This window comes from Streptomyces sp. NPDC002446 (assembly GCF_053595675.1).
The window spans coordinates 1-23,513 of sequence record NZ_JBSFYC010000013.1; the positions used below are offsets into that span (position 1 = coordinate 1).

20 protein-coding genes are annotated in these 23,513 nt (G+C 71.1%); 3 read left to right on the forward strand and 17 right to left on the reverse strand.

All coding sequences use genetic code 11. From position 1 onward, the window contains the following. Positions 1 to 71 precede the first annotated feature (71 nt). The 7 genes from ACWD6P_RS10245 to ACWD6P_RS10275 all read right to left on the reverse strand — a co-directional run bounded on the left by ACWD6P_RS10245 (position 72) and on the right by ACWD6P_RS10275 (position 7,115). Complete coding sequence (locus ACWD6P_RS10245) at positions 72 to 1,067, reverse strand: urea transporter (RefSeq protein WP_451443595.1); 996 nt, start codon at positions 1,065 to 1,067, stop codon at positions 72 to 74. Positions 1,068 to 1,088: 21 nt separating this feature from the next. Continuing rightward, positions 1,089 to 1,784 (reverse strand): hypothetical protein, encoded by a 696-nt coding sequence (locus tag ACWD6P_RS10250; RefSeq protein ID WP_451443596.1) that lies wholly within the window; start codon positions 1,782 to 1,784, stop codon positions 1,089 to 1,091. Then, positions 1,781 to 4,303: a hypothetical protein gene (locus tag ACWD6P_RS10255; RefSeq protein WP_451443597.1), complete on the reverse strand. Its 2,523-nt coding sequence runs from the start codon at positions 4,301 to 4,303 to the stop codon at positions 1,781 to 1,783. The genes ACWD6P_RS10250 and ACWD6P_RS10255 overlap by 4 nt, the downstream gene beginning before the upstream one ends. Before the next feature lie 129 nt (positions 4,304 to 4,432). After that, positions 4,433 to 4,777 carry a hypothetical protein gene (locus tag ACWD6P_RS10260; protein ID WP_451443598.1) on the reverse strand — a complete coding sequence of 115 codons (345 nt, stop codon included), beginning with the start codon at positions 4,775 to 4,777 and terminating at the stop codon, positions 4,433 to 4,435. 129 nt (positions 4,778 to 4,906) lie between these two features. After that, on the reverse strand, positions 4,907 to 5,578 hold the full coding sequence (locus ACWD6P_RS10265) for a hypothetical protein (RefSeq protein WP_451443599.1): 672 nt from the start codon (positions 5,576 to 5,578) through the stop codon (positions 4,907 to 4,909). A gap of 435 nt (positions 5,579 to 6,013) precedes the next feature. Further along, positions 6,014 to 6,190: a DUF397 domain-containing protein gene (locus tag ACWD6P_RS10270; RefSeq protein WP_451443600.1), complete on the reverse strand. Its 177-nt coding sequence runs from the start codon at positions 6,188 to 6,190 to the stop codon at positions 6,014 to 6,016. Next, on the reverse strand, positions 6,108 to 7,115 hold the full coding sequence (locus ACWD6P_RS10275) for a helix-turn-helix domain-containing protein (protein WP_451443601.1): 1,008 nt from the start codon (positions 7,113 to 7,115) through the stop codon (positions 6,108 to 6,110). The genes ACWD6P_RS10270 and ACWD6P_RS10275 overlap by 83 nt, the downstream gene beginning before the upstream one ends. A gap of 163 nt (positions 7,116 to 7,278) precedes the next feature. Between ACWD6P_RS10275 and ACWD6P_RS10280 the strand changes: the two genes are divergently transcribed. Both ACWD6P_RS10280 and ACWD6P_RS10285 read left to right on the forward strand, forming a co-directional pair. After that, positions 7,279 to 7,455 (forward strand): hypothetical protein, encoded by a 177-nt coding sequence (locus ACWD6P_RS10280; protein ID WP_451443602.1) that lies wholly within the window; start codon positions 7,279 to 7,281, stop codon positions 7,453 to 7,455. 167 nt (positions 7,456 to 7,622) lie between these two features. Continuing rightward, positions 7,623 to 8,543 (forward strand): PE-PPE domain-containing protein, encoded by a 921-nt coding sequence (locus ACWD6P_RS10285; RefSeq protein WP_451443603.1) that lies wholly within the window; start codon positions 7,623 to 7,625, stop codon positions 8,541 to 8,543. Positions 8,544 to 8,595: 52 nt separating this feature from the next. Here the strand turns inward: ACWD6P_RS10285 and ACWD6P_RS10290 are convergent, their stop codons facing one another. Next, the gene (locus ACWD6P_RS10290; protein ID WP_451443604.1) at positions 8,596 to 9,273 is read right to left on the reverse strand and encodes a TetR/AcrR family transcriptional regulator; all 678 of its coding nucleotides are present in this window, start codon (positions 9,271 to 9,273) and stop codon (positions 8,596 to 8,598) included. Between the two features lie 202 nt (positions 9,274 to 9,475). Between ACWD6P_RS10290 and ACWD6P_RS10295 the strand changes: the two genes are divergently transcribed. Next, a complete protein-coding gene (locus ACWD6P_RS10295; RefSeq protein WP_451443605.1) occupies positions 9,476 to 10,672 on the forward strand; it encodes an acyltransferase family protein in 1,197 nt (398 codons plus the stop codon). Positions 10,673 to 10,706: 34 nt separating this feature from the next. Here the strand turns inward: ACWD6P_RS10295 and ACWD6P_RS10300 are convergent, their stop codons facing one another. From ACWD6P_RS10300 to ACWD6P_RS10340, 9 genes are all read right to left on the reverse strand, one after another. Continuing rightward, complete coding sequence (locus ACWD6P_RS10300; protein ID WP_451443606.1) at positions 10,707 to 11,522, reverse strand: pyridoxamine 5'-phosphate oxidase family protein; 816 nt, start codon at positions 11,520 to 11,522, stop codon at positions 10,707 to 10,709. After that, complete coding sequence (locus ACWD6P_RS10305) at positions 11,519 to 12,835, reverse strand: MFS transporter (protein ID WP_451443607.1); 1,317 nt, start codon at positions 12,833 to 12,835, stop codon at positions 11,519 to 11,521. The genes ACWD6P_RS10300 and ACWD6P_RS10305 overlap by 4 nt, the downstream gene beginning before the upstream one ends. Then, complete coding sequence (locus ACWD6P_RS10310) at positions 12,832 to 13,647, reverse strand: thioesterase domain-containing protein (RefSeq protein WP_451443608.1); 816 nt, start codon at positions 13,645 to 13,647, stop codon at positions 12,832 to 12,834. The genes ACWD6P_RS10305 and ACWD6P_RS10310 overlap by 4 nt, the downstream gene beginning before the upstream one ends. Further along, entirely contained in the window at positions 13,644 to 16,082 is a 2,439-nt protein-coding gene (locus tag ACWD6P_RS10315) for a non-ribosomal peptide synthetase (protein ID WP_451443609.1), read from the reverse strand. The genes ACWD6P_RS10310 and ACWD6P_RS10315 overlap by 4 nt, the downstream gene beginning before the upstream one ends. A gap of 11 nt (positions 16,083 to 16,093) precedes the next feature. Beyond that, positions 16,094 to 17,527 (reverse strand): serine hydroxymethyltransferase, encoded by a 1,434-nt coding sequence (locus ACWD6P_RS10320; protein WP_451443610.1) that lies wholly within the window; start codon positions 17,525 to 17,527, stop codon positions 16,094 to 16,096. Continuing rightward, positions 17,520 to 20,693, reverse strand: a complete 3,174-nt coding sequence (locus tag ACWD6P_RS10325; RefSeq protein WP_451443611.1) for a non-ribosomal peptide synthetase — start codon at positions 20,691 to 20,693, stop codon at positions 17,520 to 17,522. Before ACWD6P_RS10325 ends, ACWD6P_RS10320 begins: the two co-directional genes overlap by 8 nt. A gap of 65 nt (positions 20,694 to 20,758) precedes the next feature. Next, positions 20,759 to 21,841, reverse strand: a complete 1,083-nt coding sequence (locus ACWD6P_RS10330; RefSeq protein ID WP_451443612.1) for a pyridoxal phosphate-dependent aminotransferase — start codon at positions 21,839 to 21,841, stop codon at positions 20,759 to 20,761. Continuing rightward, complete coding sequence (gene dapF, locus ACWD6P_RS10335; protein WP_451443613.1) at positions 21,838 to 22,740, reverse strand: diaminopimelate epimerase; 903 nt, start codon at positions 22,738 to 22,740, stop codon at positions 21,838 to 21,840. The genes ACWD6P_RS10330 and dapF overlap by 4 nt, the downstream gene beginning before the upstream one ends. 78 nt (positions 22,741 to 22,818) lie before the next feature. Further along, complete coding sequence (locus ACWD6P_RS10340) at positions 22,819 to 23,505, reverse strand: 2OG-Fe dioxygenase family protein (protein WP_451443614.1); 687 nt, start codon at positions 23,503 to 23,505, stop codon at positions 22,819 to 22,821. Positions 23,506 to 23,513 lie beyond the last annotated feature (8 nt).

Here is a 23,513-nt window from a genome sequence, read left to right on the forward strand (position 1 = left end):
TGGGAGTCAAATGGGGGGCGCGGGCGGTGCGCGCCGGGACCCTTTTCTTTCCTCCCGGGTGCCGCCGACGGTCAGGGGACGCGCCGGATCTGCGGCAGGGACGTGGCCGCGGCGAGGAAGAGCCAACTGGTGATGATGAAGGGCCAGCTGAGCGTGTGCCCGCCGAACGGTGTGAAGTAGGCGTTCACGGCGGCCGTCAGCACCGTGGTGACGCCCACGGCCACCAGGGTGTAGAGCGCGTTCGGCACCGTTCTGGCGAGGAACATCCCGCCCATGGCGACGGCCACGAGGACCGCGTTGTAGCCGTAGACCCCCGCGGCGACCGCGGCCGGCGGGGCACCCAGGGCCCAGGACACCAGGACCGCCCCGGCGCTGCCGGCGATGGCGGCCACCCCGAGGCGGATCCCGCCGACGAAGAGGCCCACCAGCATGATCGCGCCGACGTACCAGTGCGCCGAGAGGCCGACCTGGGAGATGTTGGCGAAGAACCCGTGCCACAGGTCGGTCCAGGTGTACTTCACGCCGGGGACCGCGGCGATCGGCAGGGCCGCGACGCTGCCCCCGGGCCAGACCCGGGTGAAGGCCGGGGCCGCCGCCAGTACCGCCCCGACGACCACGCAGAACGGCGCGGTCAGCACCGGCAGTTGCCAGGGCGCCAGTACGGCGGTCAGCGCGGAGTAGGCCAGTACGCACACGACCGCGCCGCCGATGGTCAGCAGGTATGTCGAGGGGTGCGGCCCCAGGAAGATGTACAGGGCGATGCCGGTCACACAGCCGCTGAAGCCCTGCGTGCCCATGTCGATGGTGTGCCGGTCGACGCCCATGGCGTACGCGGCCGCGGTGGCGACCGAGGCGCCCAGCAGGCCGAAGACGCCCGCCTGCCAGCTGCCCACGAACACCGCCAGCATGAACAGGACGCCGGCCCAGACGTTCGTCAGCAGGCTGAGCTGGCCGAAGCTGCGCACCAGCTGCGTGGTGAGGCGGACCGGGCCGGGGAGGCCGGGAAGCGCCGGGGCCTGCGCGGCGGGATCGGGTACGGCCGGCTTCCACGTGTCGGGAGTGATCACAGTGCCTCCTGGGCTCCGGACCTACGGCAGGACGCCTTGTGGCACGGCGTGTGTCGAGGACGGGGCGGGTGTCGAGGATGGGACGTGCGTCGGTTGGGGGCCGTTGCCGTGCGGTGCCGGTGCGGCCTGAGGGGTACGGGCCCGTGACGTGGCGTCGGATGCGGCCGTCGTCTTCTGGTCGGGGGCGAGCTGCCACTGTCCGCCGTCCTCGCGCAGGCCCAGGACGTGTCCGCTGCCCGTGTGACTGCCCGGCCCCGAGAACCAGCGGGCGTCGCTCGGGTCCCACCAGCGGTTCCCGACCCGGAGCACCTCGTGGTAGACCACGTTCCGCCCGATCCACGCATCGCTGACCCGCGCCTCGTTCCACACGGCCCGCCAGTGTGCGGGGGCCATCGGCGGGGTCAGCACGGCGGCGCGGGCGCGCGCGTGCGGCACGGACTTGCGGGTGAGGAGCTCCGCCGCCACATCAGCGTGCACCCCGCAGTCGCCGATCAGATCGCCGTGGTCGACCAGGTCGCACCAGTGCGCCGGCCACTGCACGGGCCCCCACCGGAAGAGCCCGGGGACGGCGGCGAGCGCCGTCCCCGTGTCCCCGAAGTGCATGAGCTGCGCGAACACGCTGTGCCGGACCATCTGGCAGCACGCCTTGGCGTGACTGCCGACCTTGGACAGTTCGATCCCGTCGAAGCGTTTCAGGTCTGTGAGCAGACCGGTCATGATTGCCCCAATTCCCGTGGCGCGGTTCCGCGCCCGAACTCGTAGGCCATCGAGGTGTCGTATCCGCCGCACATGCCGAACGCGAGGTAGTCGCCGTCCCGGACGTCGCTGAGGTCCAGCCGGACCGACAGCACGTCGTGCTCCATGCAGGACCGGCCCAGGATCCAGCTCCAGCCGGGGCGCAGCGGCACCCAGCGGGAGCCGTCGAACCGGGCCACCGGGTGCGGATGGAAGGGCGCTTCGGGCATATCGCCTTCGGCCGCGTCGACGACGATGTCGTAGCCGCGGTGGGATGCCCGGCGCCCCAGGACCTGCGTCACGACGGCGGCCGACGGCTGGGTGAGGAGCTTGCCCGGCTCCATCACCAGCAGGGGGTCCCCGTCACGGGCGGCGGCGGGGCCGTGCGCGAGCACGTACTCCAGTGAGGGACGCAGGTACGACAGGTCGTCGACATGCCATCCGCCGCCGACGTCGAGTACGGCCGGGGGCCCGCCCAGCAGGTCCGCCAGCGGATCGGCCGCGCTGAGCGCCGCCACGCACTCGCGCTGCCAGCGCGGCGCGCCCAGGACGCTCTGGGCGAAGTGGAAGTGCATCCCCCACCCGGCTTCGAGCCGGTCGGCGAGCCTGCCGAGCAGCCGGGCCGTCTCCACGATGGTGTCGCGCTCGTGCAGCGGGACGCCGAACCGGCTGACCAGCCCGGCGGGTGCGACACGGACCCCGACGACCTGGGCCTCCAGCTTGAACCCGCTGTCCAGCAGGGTTTCGAGCCGGCGCAGTTCCGCCAGCGAGTCGGCGAAGAAGGCGAAGCAGCGGACCCGGTCGGTGGCGGGCCACCACTTCGCCGGCCCGTTGAGGATCGCGTGTTCGGCGGCCAGACCGTTCCGCTCGGCCGCATCGAGCTCGTCCAGGCTGATCGCCTCGGCGGCCAGCCCGAGCCGCGCGGCCTCCCGCAGCACCGCGGGCTGGGGGCAGGTCTTCACGCTGTGCGCGAGGAGCACCCGGCCGACCCCCTCGACCTCCCGGCGCAGCGCCTCGACCCGCTCGGTGAACAGGGGAAGGAGCATCTGCCGGTAGGGAGTGGCCGTGCTCCCCGGGGGATCGAGCAGCTTCTCGAAGCCGTCCGTACGCGCCGCGGCCGCTGGCTGCGTACGGGTGTCCCGTCCCTCCGCGGTCTCCGCCGGCATCCCGGCGTGTCCCGCCGTCCCCACCGCCCCCGTGCCGTGCGCGCTCTCCCCCGCCCCCGCGTAGTCCGCCGCTCCGCCGAGGGCCGCGGCGGCCGCCGCCGGAGCGGCGTGGCCCTCGATCGGCTCCTCGGCGCTGTCGGCCGGCAGCAGCCGCCGCTGGCCGAGCGACGGCATGCCCGAATGCCGTTTGTCGCCCGGACGCGAGATGCCGCCCGCGACCCAGGCGATGGGGGTGATGCCCAGGGCGGGGTGCACCGGGATCTCCTCCACCACGCGGGTGAAGCCCGGTGTGAGCTTTCTGCCGCGGTCGGCGGGCTGACCGGTGACCAGGGCGGCGGGCAGGTTGGCGCCGCACACGGAGGCCCCGTGGATCCAGGCCGGCAGCCGCGGGTTGATCTCCATGAGCGTCAGTTCGCCGCTCCAGCTGCGGATCAGCTCCAGTTCACCGCCACCGGTCCAGCCGGCGTCGGCGAGCAGCGCCGCCAGCCGGTCGTGCATGGCCGGATCCAGCTCGGCGACCTCGCCGGCCCAGGTCTTGCCCTCGGTCGTGACCATCGCCTTCGTGATGAAGACCGCGTCGAGCAGCCGGCCGTCCAGGGCCGTGAACGCGATGCTGCACTCCTGGCCGGCCACATGCGCTTCGAGGTGCCATTCGCCGCCCCAGGTCCGCTGGACGACATCGCCCAGGGCCAGCGCGGCCCCGGCGGTGTGCGCCCGGTACGCGTCGTAGTGCTGGCCCTTGACCCACACCCCGTACGGCGACCTGCGGATGAACTGGTCGATGGACTGCCAGCTGGTGTCGGTCTCGTACTCCGCGGCGCGCAGCCCGAGCCGTTGTGCCGCTTCGACGGGCGGCTTGCCCACCAGCTCCAGAGCGGCCTTCGAGGGTCCCAGGATCCGGCCGTGGGACCCGAGCTCCCGGGCCAGCAGCCGGACTTCCAGGTCCAGACAAGGAATCAGGACCGCGTCCTCGGGCTCAAGGAGGCGGTCCATCTGTTCGATCCACGTGGCCAGGTGCGCCTCTCTCCACGCGGGGAGGCACACGAGGTCGTCGAGGAGCTCCGAGTGCAGTCCCGAACTCTCCCGTGAGTAGTCCAGGCCGACGATCCGGAGGTCGGGCCGGGCCAGCCGCAGGGAGCGGGCCACGCTCAGCCCCGGCGACGGGTTCGGACCGCTGTGCATACCGCTGACGAAGACCGTGCCCACCTTCGTCGTGGGCCCGGAGGGGCCCACCACGATGTCCGAGTGCGTGGCGATCCCCTGCGGTGTCTCAGGTTTGGCGGCACCGCTGCTGGCGCCCGCTGACTCGTGTCCGATGTCTTCTTGAAGCCCCATGCCGACAACATCATCAGAGCTCTCCGCGGCGCGCACCCGGTGACAGCCGCGAGGGTGAGGCGCCCTCCCGCACACGGCGAAGCCCCACCGGATCCGGTGGGGCTTCGGTGCTGCCAGGGCGTACGCGGCTCAGAACAGGCGGGGCAACTTGAAGCCCTTGGGGGCCGGCGCCCTGTTGGAGCAGTCCATGACCTGGCCGACACTCGTGGATCCGTTGTTCAGCAGGCCGCTCTCGGGCCACACCACATGATGCCGGGAGTCCGACGAGCAGCTCTTGTGCTGCCGCACGACGTGCTTGCCGCCCTTGGTGGTGTAGACGATCTGTCTCTTGCTGACGCAGGTGCTCTCGCCCATGGCGTGGCGGGCGCATCCGCCCTCGGCCCCCGAGGCGTGCGCCTGGACGGCACCGGTGCAGCTCAGGGCGAGACCGCCCAGGAGCGCCGAGACGGCTGCGATCGTCTTCCGACTGAACATGTGCTGCGTTCCTTTGTGATCGATGCCCGGGCGCCGTGTACCGCGATGCGGTACGCGCCCGGGCCCTGCAGAAGGTCGGAACAGGGCCCCGGCGCCGGGCCTGGTGGCTCGGCGCCGGGACCCTTGCGGTTACTTGCTGAGGGCGTTGTTGTTGCAGCCCATGGACGAGCCCATCTTGGTGCCCTGCTTGCCCGGGTCACCCTCGCCGTTGAGCGCGTTGCCCAGGGCGCCGTTGAGGAGCCCGACCTGGCCGAGGAGGCTGACGTTCAGGTCGTGCGAGCGGCACGAGGTGTGCTGCTTGATGTCGACGCCCTTCTCGTCCTTCTTGTCCTTGTCCTTGTAGTCGGCCTGGGGGGCGGGAGCCTGGGGAGCGATGGCCTGGGGGGCCGGGGCCTGCGGAGCCTGGGCCTGCGGGGCCGGCTGGGGGGCGGCCTGCGGAGCCGGAGCCTGCGGGGCCGGGGCCTGCGGGGTGATGGCCTGCGGGGCCGGGGCGGGAGCCTGCGGAGCCTGGGCCTGCGGGGCCGGCTGCGGGGCGGCCTGGGGGGCCGGAGCCTGCGGTGCGGCCTGCTGCGGGGCGGGAGCCTGCGGAGCCTGGGCCTGCGGAGCCGGAGCGGCCTGGTAGCCACCACCGTGCGGGGAGCCACCCCCCGACGCAAAGGCGCCTGCGGCGGACTGAGAAGCGGCCCAGGCGGCGACCTGGGGACCGCCGCCGTACCCGTCAGCGAAGCTGACGCCGGCACCGAGGGAGGACAGACCGGCGACCGCTACGGCGGCGATGGCGACTTGCTGAAGTTTGCGCATGGAACCCTTGATCCTTCATTACATGTAGATGGAGACCTGACTTGACTACTTATTGTGAGTTTAGGCACACCGAAAGTAGCCATTCCGGGATTTCGCTCCTTTACACACCCCGTGTCGGCCCACAGCGGAAACACCGCGCAGGCTCGCGACGGCACCACCGCACCGTTCTCCATCACCCTTCAAAGCCGACGACGGCCCCCATCACTCCTTCCCGATTCCGCTGTTCCGCGGATGTACTCCGGAAAGGAAACGAGCCTTCCCCTGTGCAGGGTCACGGGAGCACCCCTCGGGTCACCCGTTTGCCCACAGGGGCGCAGAAGTTGGAATATCGCGGCGCAGATCCTCGCGGAATTAGCCATGGCAAAGGCGAGGACGAAATCGTTCGCTCAACTCACCGGCCTCGGGCTCCCCTTCGGCCGGTGAGGACGAGACCGCTCAGGCGGAGAGGTCCCCGCGCTTGACCGCGGCGAGGAAGGCGGACCAGTCGGCGGCCGGGAAGATCAGGGAGGGGCGGTGCGGGTCTTTGCTGTCACGCACCGGGACGACGTCGGGGATACCGGGGGCTACCTCGATGCAGTTGCCGCCGTTGGCTTCGCTGTAGCTGCTCTTCATCCAGGTAAGCGCTACTTCGATGCAGTTGCCGCCGTCGCGGTCGCTGTAGCTGCTCTTTATCCACATTGCCGCGCGGAGTTCGTGCCTGTCCATGCTGCCCGTACCCTTCCATCGCCTTGGTGATCAGAGCGGCAGACTCTTTGGCTGACAGGGCGTCCGCCCTGAGCACATCATAGGTCTGGCTGTGGCGCGCACAGACGGCCGGATCGTCGTTGAAATGGCCACGGTCCAGGGATTCCGAGTAGACCCATTCGTGCCCACCAGGAAGCTTGATCAACGACATGGACGTCGCGGGGCGTTCGAGCTCCGGGCTGTCGGCAGGGGCGACTTGGACGCGGACGTTGGGTCGCTGGCCCACCTTTAGCAAGTGCGCGCACTGGTCGCGCATGACAGCCGCGCTCCCCACCACGTTACGTAGGCAGCTCTCGTCCAGGACGACGACATACAGCGGGCCTCCTTCAGCGAGGAACCGCTGTTGTCGGCTCAATCGCGCCCTGACGCGCTCCTCAACCTCCGCAGGGCTCACGCCGCGGCGGGAGAACAGCGCCGTGGCGTAATCCACCGTCTGCAGCAAGCCAGGCATGACACGAATCTGGTACTCGCGCAGCGCCACGAGCTCCGCGTCCATCTTGGCCCGCCGCTGGAACCAGTCCGGATGCTCCACCTCCGGATACCAGTCAATCCGCCCCCACAACCGCAGCAACACCCCACCCGTCCCCAGGACTTCATCGCACTTCTTGGCGAAGGTGTCCTGCGGTACGCGGGTTCCCGCCTCGACGCGGGCCACATGGGAGCGGTCGCACGGGATCTCGCGGGCCAGGCCGTCCTGTGTGATTCCCGCCGCCTCGCGGAAGTGCTTCAGCACCTCTCCGAACACGGCGGCCGTGGTGGCCGCGGTCCCCCCTGTTGCGTTGCGTCGGCTCACGGCATCCCCCTCGTGACAGTGGATCAATGTCACGCGCCCAGCGTTGTGACCGGACAACCCGCTGAGCAACGATGAACACACCCAGAGTAAGGGGCCGTTCGGCCGAGGTCGGCCTGTTTCCGCATGCCCGAATGCGAGACCCCCACCCAGAGAGATTGACGACATGCACGACGTTCACCTGAGGGAACTTGCGCGGGATCCCGAGCCGATCGCGGGATGCGATGTGTGCGGGGCGCTGGCCCAGCAGCGCGCGGCGGCGTACGCCGTCGGGGACCGGTCGAAGGCGACCGACTGCAATGTCGAGATGCGCCGCCACCCCCACCCGGAGCGGCGGCGCTGAACCGGCGGGCGCGGACGTCTGACGCCTGACCGAGCCCCCCGGCCGCCACCCACCCACACCACACTTTCACGAACACCTCTGTTCGCAGAACCTCGCCCAACGCTACCTTTGGCGTCGCACTGGGGGTCAACTCACCGGCCTCCAGGCCGATTTGAGACGAGGTGCACATGCGAAAGGCACGATCGCTACTCGCGTTACTTGTCGCGCTGCCGGTCCTTGGGCTGAGCGCACCGCAAGCCCTCGCAGGCGCCCCGGAGGCAGGGGAACCGGCGCAGACCCGGGCCGACTGCCCCCGCAAGATGATCTTCGAGGTGGGCGGCCATCTCGACCGCGACGCCGCGATCTACGACGCCGGCAACACCACGCTCCCCGAAGGCGTGTCGTTCACGAAGATCCACTACTCGGCGTCCATCGCCCCGTACCCCGGCGACACCGTGTCGCTGGACGACTCCGTGGCCGAGGGGATCGCCACACTCGACGCGGCGGTGAGGAAGTTCCACGGCGAGTGCGCCGGCAGCCGGATCACCATCGCGGGCTACTCGCAGGGCGCGATCGTCGCCGGCGATGAGCTGGCCGCCCTCTCCGAAAGCGACGCCATCCCGCACCAGCAGATCAACGGCGTGCTCTACGGCGATCCCCGGCGGCCCGGTGTGGACGGCGGCCCCGGCGGCATCGAGACGAACCTGCCGACGATCCTGCCGGGCATGACCATGAAGGGGCCGCGCGGCTTCGGCGATCTGACGGTCAAGGAGATCTGCAACACCAACGACGGCATCTGCTACTCCGAGAACGTGATCACGAACCTGGCGTGCTTCGCCAACGGCGTGGTCGGCTACTTCTCCGGCGACCACGGATACGACATCAACCCGAACGCCGTGACGGGCGGCGGCGACCAGCTCAACCGCCAGCCCCCGAAGATCCCGCTCTGCGGACCGGGGCTGCCGATCCCGAGCAGGACGCCGAACGAGCTGTTCAAGAGCGACCTCGCACAGGGCCGGCGGCAGGTGGCCGGTTACCGCGCGATGATCACCCCGCTGCTCCCCGCCCACCTGCGGAACCAACTGGCGCACTTCCCCTGGCTCCCGTAGCCGCCCAGCCCGTCGGCCGCTCAGCCCGTCGGCCGCCCAGCCCGTCGGCCGCTCAGGCAAGGAGCCGTACCGCGAGACGGACGAGCGGATCCTCCAGCGCGCGCAGCCCCTTCAGGTCGTCCGCGGCCAGGCGCGCCGTCACCAGCTGTGCGGCGGCCGCGACCAGGGCCTCGCAGCCGAAGCGCCGCTCGTCCGTACCGCCCTCGTCCGTACCGCCCCCGGCCGCCACGCCGAAGATCCCGGCGATGGCGTCCGCGAACCACCGCTGCCACTCCATACGGCGCGCCATCGCCTCGGGCCCCGCGGCGTACACCTCGACGAGGAACAGCCGCGCAAAGGCGGACTGCTCGGCGAGCGTGTGCAGATAGAGGCGCAGCAGCCGCCGGAAGGTCTCCTCCGGGGAGGCCTGCCGCACCGCCTCCGGGGAGGCGTCCGCCGGCTGCCGGGCGACTTCGAGGAGCCCCGCCAGCCGCTCCGTGGCGGCGTCCAGGGCCTGGACGAAGCAGTCCTCCTTGGACCGGAACTGCTGGTAGAACGTCTCCCGCGACACGCCGGCCCGCCGAATGATCTCGGCCACCGAGGTCCCGGCATACCCCTTGTCCTTCATCGCCTCCGCGGTGGCGGTCAGCATGCGCACCCGCTGCGACGCCACCACCTGCTCCCGGCTGAGGTGATGCCGCCCACTGGGCAGCGGCCCGGCCCGGCCGGCCTCACGCGGCGACTCGGTCACTTCGCCTCCCCCTCCCGGCTCGCGCTCCCACCGGTTTTCCCTCCTGATCCGACCCCCGGCATCGCGACGCGCCGTAATAACGGCCGACGCACATCTGTGGGTGATAGCACGGATGGCGTACGACTGGCCCACAGGTTCCCCGCGGCCTGTGCGCCTCTTCCGACACGGAGCGCTTCTGACCAGAGCGCTTGGGGGTTGCACGATGACCGAGCACCGTTCGGGGAACCGGCTCACCGCACTCGACGGCCTGCGGCTGCTGGCCGCGCTGATGGTGGTCTACTACCACTACGTCGCGCTGGCCCGGCCATGGGGCCAGGCCACGGACACGATCTTCCCCACCGCACACCGGGCGGCCCAGTACGGGTGGCTCGGGGTGGAGGTCTTCTTCCTGATCAGCGGCTTCGTCATCGGCATGAGCGTATGGGGCCGAACGGTGGGCGAGTTCGCCGTCTCCCGCCTCTCCCGGCTCTTCCCCGCCTACTGGGCCGCCATCCTGCTCACCGCGGTGGTGGTGAAGGCGTGGCCGGAGGTCGCCTCGCTGCACGGCTGGGGCACGGTGATCACCAACCTGACGATGCTGCAGGGCGGCGACAACACGCCCGACGTCGACCCGGTGTACTGGACGCTCTTCGTGGAGCTCAAGTTCTATCTGATCATGGCCGTGGTCATGCTGTTCGGTGTCACCTACCGCAACTGCCTGATCCTGTGCGGGGTGTGGACCGCGGCCGCCGCGCTCGCGCCGGCCCTGCAGACCCCGCTGCTCACCGCGTTCGCGATGCCGCAGTACGCGCCGTTCTTCATCGCGGGCATCGCCTTCCACCTGATGCGCCGCCACCGGCCCAACGCGATCCTGTGGGCGATCGTGATCCTCCAGCTGCTGCTCGCCCAGCGCTCTATCGGCTACCGCCTGGCCAGCAGCCTCGGCAAGGCCGCCGCGGACGCCCTGCCCACATGGCCCGCCCGCTGCGTCATCGTCGCCGCCTTCGCCCTCATCGGCGCGATCGCGCTCGGCGCCTGCGACCGGATCCAGTGGAAGTGGCTCACCACCGCGGGAGCGCTCACCTATCCGCTCTACCTCATCCACATGACCATCGGCATGACCCTCATCCACCAGTACCGGGACGTGATCCCCGCCCCGGCGCTGGTGGCCTCGGTGACCGTGCTGATGCTGGCCCTCGCCTGGTGCATCCACCGGCTCGTCGAACGCCCCCTCGGAAAGTGGCTGCGCACCGCCCTGCGGCGGGGCATCGACGACGTCCGCCAGCACGTCAGACGCGGACCCGCCCGGCACACCCCGCCACAGACCCCCACCGCGCCGCTCACGGCACAGCACAACCGTCCGCCGCCGCACGCCCGCACCGTCGAGTCGGCGACCGGGCGGGGTACGAACGGGCGCTGAGGGTGAGAGCCTGGCGGAGCCGGTCCGCTGCCGCTCAGGTCTCCACGGCCTGGGTCACGGTGAACCGGACGGTGCGGTCGGCGCCGGTGAACTCCGTGCGGGCGGTACCCGTGAGCTGAAGCGTCCTGCCGTCCGCCCAGTCGAGGAAGAGCAGACCTGCGGAGGGGTTGACCGCGAGATTGCCCAGCGTCATGAACATCGCGTTGCCCGGGTAGTCCGGCCAGCTCAGCTCGGTCGGTGACACGACCCGCAGAAAGCCGGGCTCCCCGCCGCGGTGACTGGCGTCCACGGCTCCGGTGTCCGAGGCGCTGGAGATGAAGAACGTGTCGGCACCCGCGATCCACGCCTGCTGGGCGGGGGACAGCGCCGTCCCGAAGCCGCCCGGCCGCGGTGCGCCCGGCGGCGGGGCGGGACTGTCCCGCTTGCGCAGCTGCCCGGGGCAGTTGGTGAAGACCTGGTCGGCGTCGACGGCGAAGCCGCGGGCGGTGGGCCGGGCGGTGCCGTTGATCCGCAGCCTCAGGCGCGTGCGGACATCGGTGAAGAGCGTCCCCACCGGGAACGGCCCGGCCGCGAAGGTCCGCGCGAGGGGATCGTCCGGCTTCCACTGCCGGGCGAGGGAGAGCGTGTGCGGGCCGGTGGCCCGGGCCAGGCCCGGGGGGCCGGTCAGCAGCGAGGCCCATACACGGCCCTCCGGGTCGCGGGCGCCGACCACCGCCATCTGCTGTACGCCGAGGAAGGCGGCGACCACCTCGCTCATGCCGTCGCGGATCGTCCTGGCGGCGCGGTCGGCCCGGTCCCGCTCTCCGGCCCGTTCCTGTACCGCGCGTTCACCTCGGTGATAGGGGCTCATCCGACGGCATCTTCGGGCGACTGCGGCATGCTGCGCAACTTGCCGACGGGCGACAGGATGATCGGGACCAGCATCGCGGCGGACAGCGCACCCGCTATCCACAGGGCCCCGTGCAGTCCCGCCGCTGCCGCCAGCAGACCGCCGACCGGACCGCCCAGTGCGCCGCCTCCGTACAGCAGCATGCGCATCGCGGCCGTCATCCGGCCCATCAGATGCTGCGGTGTGACGGTCTGGCGCAGGCTCACGATGATCACGTTCGAGATGCTGCTGCCGAAGTACTCCAGGAAGAACGACGCCACGAACATGCCCACCAGCAGCCACCGGGGGCCGCCCGCGGCCGGGATCAGCAGCGGGCCGAGAAAGATGATCGAGACCGAGACCCGGTAGGCCGTGCCCACGGTCATCCGGCGCACCACCATGCCGGAGACCAGCGCGCCCAGCAGGCCCCCCACCGCGGCCGCGCCCATCACGAAGCCGACCGTGGCCGCGGACAGCTCCTTGTCGCGCACCGCGTACAGCAGGAACAGCGACTGCACCATGGTGAGGAAGAAATTGCAGGAGCAGCCGACGAGTCCGATCGCGCGCAGCATGCGGTTGCCGAAGACCCAGCGCAGGCCCTCGGCCAGTTCGGTGCGCAGCCGCCGTTTGGTCTCGGGCACGGGCGGGGCCGGCTCGGGCGCCCTGATGATCAGCAGGGAGATCACCGACAGGACGTACGAGAAGGCGTTGGCGGCCATCGCGAAGGGCGCCGAGAAGGCGCTGACCAGCGTGCCCGCGATACCGGGCCCCGCGACGTCGGCGGACGACAGCGTGGCGTTGAGCTTGGTGTTGGCCTCCAGCAGATTCCGCCGGTCCTTGACCAGCACCGGGACGTACGACATCCAGCTGACGTCGAAGAGCACCGCGGCCACTCCGACGCCGAGCGCCAGTGCGTACAGCAGCGGGAGCGTCAGCAGATCGAGGGAGTACAGCAGGGGCACCAGGCCGATGAGCACCATCCGCACCAGGTTGGCGCCCAGCATCACCGGCCGCTTGCGCACCCGGTCCACCCACACGCCGAAGAGCAGGGCGAGCGCGAGGAACGGCACCAGCTGGGCGAACCGCAGCAGGCCCAGTTGTTCGGGCCCCACCTGGAAGACCAGCACCGCGGTGAGCGGCAGCGCGAGGTTGGTGATCTGGGTGCCGTACAGGGAGAGCGCCTCGCCCGCCCAGAACACCAGGAAGTCCCGGTTGTGCCAGAGGCTGCGCGGGGGGCTCTCGGCCTCGGTCACGGTCGCGGTGGCCGCTTCGGTGCCCCTGCTGTTCTCGCTCACGCTGAAGTCCCCCCGGACAGTGCCTGGTTGACGATGCGGGCGATGGCGGTCAGCCCGGGATCCTGCCAGATGGAGTGGTGGTCGCCGGGCACGGTGTGCTCGGTCAGCCGGCTCAGGAAGGGCTGCCAGCGCAGCAGGTGCGGCTCCGACTCCGCGGCCTTGATCAGGATCGCGGGACCGTCGTGGCCCGGTTCGACGGGGTGCCGCCACAAGGCGGAGACATGCGTCTGGAACAGGGCGTAGCGCTCCAGCAGGAACTCCGCGTCGAACTCCTCGGGAACGGCACCGGAGTCCTCCACCGCGGCGAACCGCTCCGCCAGCCCCGCCGCCGGCCGCAGGCCCGACAGGGCCTTGTCGATCTCCGGTGCCTGGCCGCTGGTGACGCCGAGGAAGTCGTACAGGAAGTAGCGCACCAGCTCGTCCTCGGGCGGGAGCGGCCCCTGCCGGACCACCGCCGCGTCGACGATGACGAGCAGCGGCACCTGCTCTCCCGCGGCCGCCAGCAGCCGCGCCACCTCATAGGCCACCACGCCGCCGAGCGACCAGCCGAGCAGGTGGTAGGGGCCGTGCGGACGGGCGGCTCTGATGGCGGCGGTGTGCAGTTCGGCCAGTTCCCGGATCGACCCGGCCGGCTCGGACATACCGTCGAAGCCGGGCGCCTCCAGCCCGAACACCGGGTACTCCGGGTCGAGTTCGCGGGCGAGTCCGGCGTAGCAGTACGGCGATCCGGAGACCGGATGGATGCAGTACAACGGCGGTCGGCTGCCGGTCTCCCGGAGGGGGACGAGGCCTTCCAGGGGGAGTTCAGTCACTGATTCCGCTCTCCGTTCGCGCTTGCCTGGTCCTTCGCCTCCGAGAGCCGCTGGTCGATCGCGGAGGCGACTTGGCTGACCGTGTTGCCGCCGTGCAGCAGCCGTACGTTCACCTTGATCCCGAAGTGTTTGTTCAGCCGGGTGACGGCCCGCATGGCCTGCAGCGAGTTGCCGCCGGCCGCGAAGAAGCCGGTGTGGGCGCCGATCCGCGGTGCGGCCAGCACGGTCGCGAAGACCTCGGCCACCTTCTCCTCGGTCGCGGTGGCCGGGGCGGCATACGCCTGCTGCGACTCCTCGGGGGCGTCCGACGGCGCGGGCAGGGACTTGCGGTCGACCTTGCCGTTCGCGGTGAGCGGCAGGCGCTCCAGGACCATGACGGTGCTCGGCACCATGTAGCGCGGCAGGGAGCCGGCGACGAACTCGCCGAGCACCCGCGGCCGTACGGTCCGGCCGGCGCGCGTGACGACATAGCCGACCAGCCGCCGCTCGCCGGCCGCGTCCGTGTGCGCGGCGACGACCGCGTCCTTGACCGCGTCATGGGCGCGCAGCGCGGCCTCGATCTCGCCGAGCTCGATCCGCAGTCCGTTCAGCTTGACCTGGAAGTCCGACCGGCCGAGCAGTTCGATCAGACCGTCGGGCCCGTAGCGGGCCACATCGCCCGTCCGGTAGAGGCGCTCGCCCGAGACCTCGCCGCAGGACCACTCGAAGAACCGCTCCGCCGTCCGCTCGGGCTGGTCGAGGTAGCCGCGGGCGAGTCCGATGCCCGCCAGATGGAGCTCCCCGGGGACACCCGGCGGCACGGGCCTGAGGCCCTCGTCGAGGATGTAGGTGCGCTGGTTGGCCATGGGGCGGCCGTACGGGATGCTCGTCCACCCGGGGTCGGTCGACTCCACCTCGTAGAGGGTGGAGTGGATGGAGGACTCGGTGGCCCCGCCGAGTGCGACGAAGCGCAGGCCGGGGGCCGCCCGGCGGGTCCTTTCGGGCAGCGACACGGGTATCCAGTCGCCGCCGAGCAGGGCCAGGCGCAGATCGCCCAGCGGCTGCGCACCGGTGCTCTCCAGGTGGTCGACGGCCAGTTCCAGCAGTGCCGGGGCCGAGTTCCAGATGGTGACCCGGTGCGCGGCCAGCAGCTCGGCCCAGTGCTCGGGGTCCTTGGCCCGTCCGGGGTCCGGGAGCACCACCGTGCCGCCCGCGGTCGTCAGTCCCAGGAACTCGTACACGGACATGTCGAAGCTGGGCGACGACAGCGCGAGCACCCGGTCGCCGGCGCCCACCTCGAAGCGGGAGTTGAGGTCGGCGAGATTGTTCATCACGCCGCGGTGGCGCAGGGCGATCGGCTTGGGGGCACCGGTGGACCCGGAGGTGTGGATGATGTACGCGAGGTCGTCGGGCCCGGCGCCGCCTTCGGGGTCGTGGTCGGGGCCGTCGGCGAGCAGCGCCTCGTCGCGGTCGAGGAGCAGCATGCCGCCGCCCGGCCGGGTGTCGGGCACGGGGAGGTTCGCGGCCAGCTCGCTGCGGCTGATGATCACCGCGCACGAGCTGCCGGTGACCATCGAGGCGAGGCGCTGCTTCGGGTACTCGGGGTCGAGCGGCACATAGGCACCGCCCGACTTGAGGACGCCCAGCACGGCGGTCAGCAGCTCGGGCGACCGGTCGAGGCAGATACCGACCCGCTGGTCAGGGCCGATGCCCAGACCGCGCAGATGGTGGGCGAGACGGTTCGCCGCCGCGTTGACCTCGCGGTACGTCCACTCCTGGCCGCCCCCCGTCAGGGCGAGCGCCTCGGGCGCCTGCCGGACCCTGGCCTCGAACGCCGTGTGCAGGCAGACCTCATGGGGGAGGTCGGTCGCGGTGTCGTTCCACTCCACGAGCATGCGGTGCAGCTCGCTGTCGGGGAGCAGCCGCAGCCGCGACACCGGGCGGCCCGGGTGGGCCAGCCCGTCGTCGAGCAGGGTGCGGTAGGAGGTGAGCAGCCGGGCGATGGTGGCCGGTGTGAAGAGGCCCGCGTGGTACCGCAGTTCCAGGAGGCGGGGCTCCTCGCCGGTCGCCTCTCCCCGGTCCTCCTCGGCTCCCTTGTCCCGTGGGAGCAGGACCAGTTCGCATTCGTCGGGCCACGCGCCGGCCGTGGCCGGGACCGGTCCGGCGAGGACGTCGCGTGCCAGCTCGTCCAGGGCCGTCCCGTCCGTGACGGTGCAGCTCAGACGGACCGCACCGGCTGAGGGGGTGCGTACGGGAAAGCCGAACTCGGCCTGGCCCGAGAGGCGGTGGAGCAGGGCGGCGAACGCGGCCAGGAGCACCTCGTCGGGCGCCGTCCGGGCCGGGCCGTCGAGCCTCAGCCGCTCGACGCCGGTGCGCTCGGAGGCGGCGGCGGGCAGCCGCGGCCGGTCGGTGGGCAGCAGTACGGGTGGCGCTGAGGCAGGGCTTAAGTGGGACACGCTGTTCCGGGTCACGACCTCTCTCCTGGGTAGCGGTCAGGGAGTCCGACGGCGTCGGCCGCGGGCCAGAAGGGCAGCGGATGCGCCCGGCACAGGGCGGCCACCTCGGCACGCACCTGGTCACGCACGGCGGGATCGGTGCGCCACTCGGTGTCGCTGAGCGCGGTGGTGGCGGTCAGCGCCTTGTGCAGGAGGGCGGCGCAGATCCGCGTCTCGGCCGGTCCCATGCCCCGCTGCGCCAGTACGTTCGTGCCCAGGCGCAGACCGCTGGTGACGAGCGGGGGCTTGGTGTCCGCGGGGATGCGGTTGCGGTTGGTGAGGATGCCGCAGTCCTCCAGGGCGCGTTCGGCGACCACGCCGGTCATGCCCCGGCCGAGCATGTCCAGCAGGACCATGTGGTTGTCGGTGCCCCCGGTCAGGACCCGGTGCCCTAACTCCTTGAGGGCACCGGCGAGCGCCTCGGCGTTGCCGACGACCAGCCGCATGGTCTCCTTGAACGCCGGTTCCGTCACCAGCGCGAGCGCACGCGCCTTGGCGGCGATCGCGGCCGGGCTCGGGGTGCCCTGGGACTGCGGGAAGACCGCTCGCTGCATCAGCCGGGACAGCGGAGTGCGGCCGTCCGGGCCCGGCGTCCGGTGCTCCCGGCCGATGAGGATCAGCCCGCCGCGCGGGCCGCCCAGCTGCTTGTAGGTGCTGGTGGTCGTGACATGCGCCCAGTCGATCGGGCTGGGGTGCTCCCCCGCGGCCACGAGCCCGGCGATATGCGAGATGTCGGCGACCAGATAGGCCCCGACGGAGTCCGCGATCGCCCGGAACCGGGCGAAGTCGAGCGTCCGCGGATAGGCGCTCGCCCCCGCTATCAGCACCCGGGGCCGATGGGTACGGGCCAGCTCGGCGACCTGGTCGTAGTCGATGAGCCCCTGCCCGTCCAGGCCGTAGTGCACCGCCCGGTAGTGGCGCCCGGTCACCGAGGCCGCGGACCCATGGGTCAGATGGCCCCCGGAGTCCAGGTCCAGGGCGAGGAAGGTGCCCCCCGGAGGAACCAGGCTCGCCAGCACGGCCTGGTTCGCCGACGAGCAGGAGTGCGGCTGCACATTGGCGTAGCAGGCGCCGAAGGCCTGCTTGGCCCGCTCGACGGCCAGCCGCTCCACCGCGTCGAAGCGGCCCGCACCAGGGTGGTAGCGGGCCCCCGGATAGCCCTCGGCCGTCACGTTCGACAGGGCGGATCCGCCCGCGGCCAGCACCGACGGATCCGCGACGCTGGCGGACGCCACCATGGCCAGGGTCGCGGCCTGCTGCTCGGCCTCCGAGTCGAGCAGCCGGGCCAGTTCGGGATCGGCCCGGTTCAGCAGCTCCGCGCCGTGGCGCAGCAGCACGGCCTGCGCCGAGCCGCCACCCGCCCCGGCCTCCTGGGCCGGGGCGGTGCCTCGCTGAGGCTCAAGCACGGGTACCAGCCGCCTTCTCCAGCAGGACGTCGATGGCCGCGGCGACCGCGCCGACCGTCGCGCCGCCGTAGAGCATACGGACATTGATCTTGACTTTGAAGTGCTTCTGAAGCCGGCTCACCACACGCATCGCCTGCAGCGAATTGCCGCCGATTTCAAAGAAGTTGCTGCCCGTGCCGACCCGCGGCTGGGACAGGACGGTCCCCACCACCTCGGCCACCTTCTCCTCGGTCGGGGTGACCGGGGCGACATAGCCGTCCGCCGCGGCGTCCGCGCTGGACACCGGAGCGGGCAGCGCGGCACGGTTGATCTTGCGCGCCGGGGTCAGCGGGAACTCCGGCAGCTCCACCCAGGCCGTCGGCACCATGTACTCGGGCATGGTGCGGCCCAGGTGCTCACGGAGTTCGGCCACGGTCGGCGACTCGTCGCCCAGGACGGTGTAGTAGCCCACGAGCTGCTTCTCCCCGCCGTCCTCGCGCAGCAGCACCAGGGCCATCCGCACCTTGGGGTGGGTCAGCAGTCCGGACTCGATCTCCCCGAGCTCGATCCGCAGCCCGCGCAGCTTGACCTGGTTGTCCAGCCGGCCGATGAAGTCGATCTGCAGATCAGGGGTCCAGCGCACCAGGTCACCGGTGCGGTAGACCCGGCCCTCGCCCAGGAAGGGGTCGGGGACGAACTTCTCGTCGGTCAGCTCAGGCAGGTTGAGGTAGCCGCGGGAGAGTCCCTCGTCGCCGCCGATCAGCAGCTCACCGGGCACGCCGACCGGTACGAGGTTGAACTCCTTGTCGACCACATAGTGCAGACGGCTGAACTCGGGCCTGCCGATGGGCGGCGACGACTGCCATTCCCTGTGCTCACACAGGTACTCGGTGGTCGCCACCGAGGCCTCGGTGGGTCCGTAGAGGTTCACAAACTTCCGGCCCGGCAGGTTCCACTTGTTGACCAGCTCGGCCGGCAGTGCCTCCGCGCCGCCCATGATGTACTTCAGATCCGGGTACGGTCCCGCCTCGACCACGGAGAGGATCGCGGGCGACAGACCGGCGTAGGTGACCCGCTGCTCACGCATCAGGGTGGCCAGGGCCTCCGGGGACGAGGCGTCCTCCGGCGCGACCAGCACCATGGCCGAGCCGCTGATCAGGCCCGCGAAGATCTCACCCTGCGACATGTCGAAGGTCAGGGCGGGCAGCTGGAGCAGCCGGTCCTCGTGGGTCCACTCGCCGAAGGTCCGCCGGTAGGCCTCGATGAACATCCGCAGACCACGCTGCTCGATCATCACGCCCTTGGGGCGCCCGGTCGACCCCGAGGTGTAGAGGACGTAGACCAGCGAGGTGGGCTCCGCCCACTCCTCCAGCGGCTCGTCGTCCGGCTGCGCCTCGATGGCGTCCCACTCGGAGTCGATCCGCACGCTCTCCCAGCCGCTGGAGTCCGGCAGGTCCTTCACCGACGCCGCCCTGGTGATGACCAGGGGCGCCTCGGTGTCCCGCAGCATGTGGTCCAGGCGCGCGTTGGGGTGCGACGGGTCGATGATCGTGTAGGCGGCGCCGGAGACCATCACGCCCAGGATCGCCACCAGCGCGTCCAGGTCGCGGTCCATCGCGATGGCCACCACCTGCTCCTTCTTCACGCCCCGGGAGCGGATGTACCGGGCGAGCTTGCCGGCGCGGCGCATCAGCTCGCCGTAGGTCAGCTCCACCCCGCGGCAGACCGCCGCGACCAGATCGGGGTGCTCCTCGGCGATCCGGGCGATGGTGGTGTGCACCGGCTCGGTCGGATAGTCGAAGTCGGCACCGCGGCCCACCTCCAGCAGCTCGCGGCGCTCCTCCTCGGACAGCAGCGGCAGCTTGGCGACCGGGGTGTCGGGATCGGCGGCAGCGGCGGCGAGCACCGTCTGGAAGTGCCGCACCAGGGCCTCGACCCGCCAGCGGTCGTAGAGGTCCGTCGCGTACTCGACGATCAGCCGCAGCCGTTCCGCGCCCTCGACGAAGCTGAAGGACAGGTCGAACCGGGAGCGGGTGCCGGCCACCGGGATCGACTCGACCGTCAGCCCCTCCAGGTCCAGGGCGTCACCGGTGGTGGTCTCGCCCAGCAGCTGGCAGGCGATCTGGAACAGCGGATTGCGGCCCGCGTCCCGGGCCGGCTGCACCCGGTCGACGACATGGTCGAACGGCACGTCCTGGTTGTCGTACATGTCAAGGTTGGCGTCGGCGATGCGCTCGACCAGCTCGGCGAAGGTGATACCGCCGGACAGGTCGGAGCGCAGCACCGCCATGTTGATGAACAGGCCGACGACGTCTTCGAGTTCGGGCTCGGTCCGGCCGAGCATCGGCACGCCGAGGGGGATGTCGTCCTGTCCGCTGTACCGGCTGAGCACCACGTTCAGTGCGGCCGCGACCACCATGTACAGCGAGGCGCCCTGCTCCTGCGCCAGGGCCCGGGCCTGCGTGAGCAGTTCGGTGGGGAAGGTGACGACGAAGGTCTCGCCGTTCTGGGTGGGCTCCGCCGGGCGCACCCGGTCGGCCGGCAGTTCCAGCGCCTCCAGACCGGCCAGCCGCTCCTCCCAGAAGTCCAGTTCCGTGTCCCAGACACCGTCGGCCCGCTGTTCCCGCTGCCGCTGGACGTGCTCGGCGTAACCCGCCGACGGCTCCGGGAGCGAGGGCTCCCGGCCGGCGACCAGATCCCGGTAGGCCTGGGATATCTCGCGGCTGATCACGCCGCCGGACCAGCCGTCGGTGACGATGTGGTGGAAGCCCAGGCAGAGCACATGCTCCTCGGCGGCCAGCCGGAACAGCTGGAACCGGAAGATCGGCCCCGCGGCCAGGTCGAAGGGGGTGTCGGCCTCGGCCTGGAGCGCCTTGTGCAGGGCGCTCTCCCGGTCCTCGGGCGTCAGATCGGACAGGTCCCGGACCGTGAGCGGCCGGTCCTTTGCGGGTGCGGCGACCTGATAGGGGACGCCGTCCGCCGCGTGGAAGGTCACCCGCAGCTGCTCATGGCGCGCGGCGAGCAGATTGACGGCCCGCTCCAGGGCCGGGACGCGCACCGGGCCGTGCAGCCGATAGGCGTTGATGACGTTGTAGGTGGTCTCCCCGGGGTTCATCTGGTCCAGAAACCACAACTGCTCCTGCCCGAAGGACAGTTGCATGCGCGACTCGGCAGCGTCCGTGCTCATCGTCACTAGACTCCATTCGGCTGTTCGCGGGGGTGTTCCATGAGGGGTGTACGTGCAGAAGGGGCTTACGGGGAAGAGGGCCTGAGCACACGCTCCACGCGGCGCAGCCCCTCGGCCACGGCCTCGGGGTCACGCGCGAAGCAGATCCGGAAACCGTCACTGGCGCCCAGCGTCTCGCCGGGCATGAGCAGAACGCGCAGGTCCAGCGCTCTGCGGCACATCGCCAGCGGCTCCTCCCCGGTGGTGAGCCAGAGCCAGGCGAAGGGGGTGTCCTGGGGCTCCACGAGGGTCACCGCGTCGGCGTTGCGCGCGGCGAACTCCCGCACGAGCTCCAGCGCTTGCCCGGTGAGCTCCCGGTAGGCGCGCAGATGGCGCTCCCGGCCATCCAGGACATCGCAGGCGAGCGTCTCGCACAGCACCGAATTGGCGATGGTGGACAGGAACTTGCGCTGCGCACACGCCTCGACCACCGGCGACGGGCCGTAGAGCCAGCCGACCCGCAGCCCCGGGAAGCCGTACACCTTCGACAGGCTCGACACGGAGATCACCCGGTCGCTGCCGAGAGCGGGTGAGCTCGCCAGATCGAGCGCGTACTCCTCGTCGAGCAGCAGATACGCACCCGTACGGGAGGCCAGCGCCAGCAGGGCGCGCAGATCGGCCTCCGCGATGTGGCGGCCGGTCGGGTTGCACGGGGTGTTGACCACGATCAGCTTCAGGCCGGGCCCGGCCAGCGCCTCGGCGGCCTCGACGTCGAAGCTGAGATCGGGGCGGTACCCGGCGAGGTCGACCTGGCAGTCCAGCTCGGTGGGCACGTCCCAGGACTGCTGCCAGCCGGGCCGGAAGGCGATCACCTGGGAGCCCGGGGTCAGAAGTGTGGCGTAGACGAGGTAGAGCGCCTGCTGGGCGCCTTGGGTGATGAGGACCGAGTCGACCGTGCCGCCGTAGAGTCCGGCCACCCGGTCGCGCAGTGCGCGGACGCCGCGGTCGTGTCCGTAGTCGAGTTCCAGGCCGGGGGGCACCGCGAGCTGGTCCAGGCGCCCCGGACGCATATTGCTGTCACCGAGGTCGATGTCGAAGCGCCCCGCGGCGTCCTCGAACACCCACTGGCGGATCGGGTAGTCGCGCAGCTGTCCGGAGGAGGCGTTCACCGGGCGACCTCCGGTATGCGGTTGAGGCGGGTGCGCAGCCGGGGTGCGAAGACTCCGGTGGCCACCTGCTCGGCGTCCCCGGTCATGGTGATGCCTCCGTCCGCCGCCATGGCGATGTCCAGGCTGCCGCCGGGCATCCTGACCTCGACGCGGTCGTCGCAGAGCCCCAGTTCACGTGCGGCGGACGCGGCGGCGCAGGCGCTGCTGCCGGACGCCGCCACATATCCGGCGCCGCGCTCGAAGACCTCGATCTCCATCACATCGCGGGCGATCATGCGCATGAACTGCACATTGGTGGCCTGGGGGAAGCGGGGATGACGGGCGATCAGGGGGCCGAGCCGCTGGGCGAGCTCCGCGGACGGCTCGTCGACGGGGACCACGGTGTGGGGGTTGCCGTTGTAGACACAGGTGACCGTCAGCCGTTCGCCGCCCGCGGTCAGCGGCACGCCGACGGACCGGCCGGCGAGCGGGGTCCCCTCCTCGGCCAGCAGCGGCAGGTCGGCGGCGTCGAAGCTGGGACGGCCCATGCCGACCTGCACCCGCCCGGCGGCGGCGTCCAGGATCCGCACGGGGCAGTCGCCCGCGGCCGTACGGAGCGTGAACTCCGTCCCCTCCGCCCAGGCGCCCGACTCCTGCTCGGCGAGGTGGAGGGCGAACATCCGCAGACCGTTGCCGCTCCTGCCGCAGACGGAGCCGTCGGAGTTGTACAGCTCAAGCGGCACCGGAACGCCGGGGCGGGGCTGCTCCAGCGGCCCGTACAGCACACCGTCCGCCCCGATTCCGTAGTGCCGGTCGCAGACCAGACGGATGGCCTCCGGGGAGACGGTGAAGTCGGACTGGCGGGGGTCGATCACCAGGTAATCGTTGCCCGCTGCCTGGTACTTGAAGAAGTCGATCATGACTCGTCTCTGTCACGTGGCGGGCGCAGGGCCGCTCCGGGGCGTCGTCCCTCCGCGGAACGGCCCTGCGTCTCGGTCCTACTTCTCGGCGAGCGCTGCGGCGTCGTGCTCGTCGCCGTACCACTTCTCCGCCCAGCGGGAGAACGCGACGATCACGATGTCCCGGTGGCCCGGACCGCCGTCGGCGGACAGCACGTCGGTGACGTCATGGGCCAGCGCCCGGTCGTCGAGGAGGACGGCCTGGCCGGGTTCGAGGGTGCCGCTCCAGAAGGGCTCGTCGGCCCCCGGGTTCCACAGGCGGGTGGTGCCGCCCGCCACGTTCACCTTGTTGAGGATCGCGATCATCACGAACTCGTGCCCGTCGTGATGCACGCCCTCAGGGGTGAGCGGCCCCGGCTTGCCGCCGTCGGCGCGGGTCCTGTTCTGGTGGACGTTGATCTGCCAGGCCTCGGACCTGTCGAGGCCGAGTTCGCGGATGCCGACCCCGATCAGCGGGGTGAAGTCCACCTTGATCGGCTCGTAGACACGGCGGATGCCGCCGCCGACCGAGTTGAACTTCTTGTACGTCGTGTAGTCGCGGTGCGGGAGTCGTTCGAACGACCACCCGTCACTGCCTTCCGGGGTGAGGCGGTACTGCGAGAATCGTTTGAACCGAGTGCCGTTGCCCATGTACTCGTCGACCGGGCAGTCGTCGTAGCTGGGCAGGATGTCCGGCGAGGCATCCGGGAGGTCGATGACGGTGAAGCCTTGGCTGCCGAGCGGCATGACTGTTC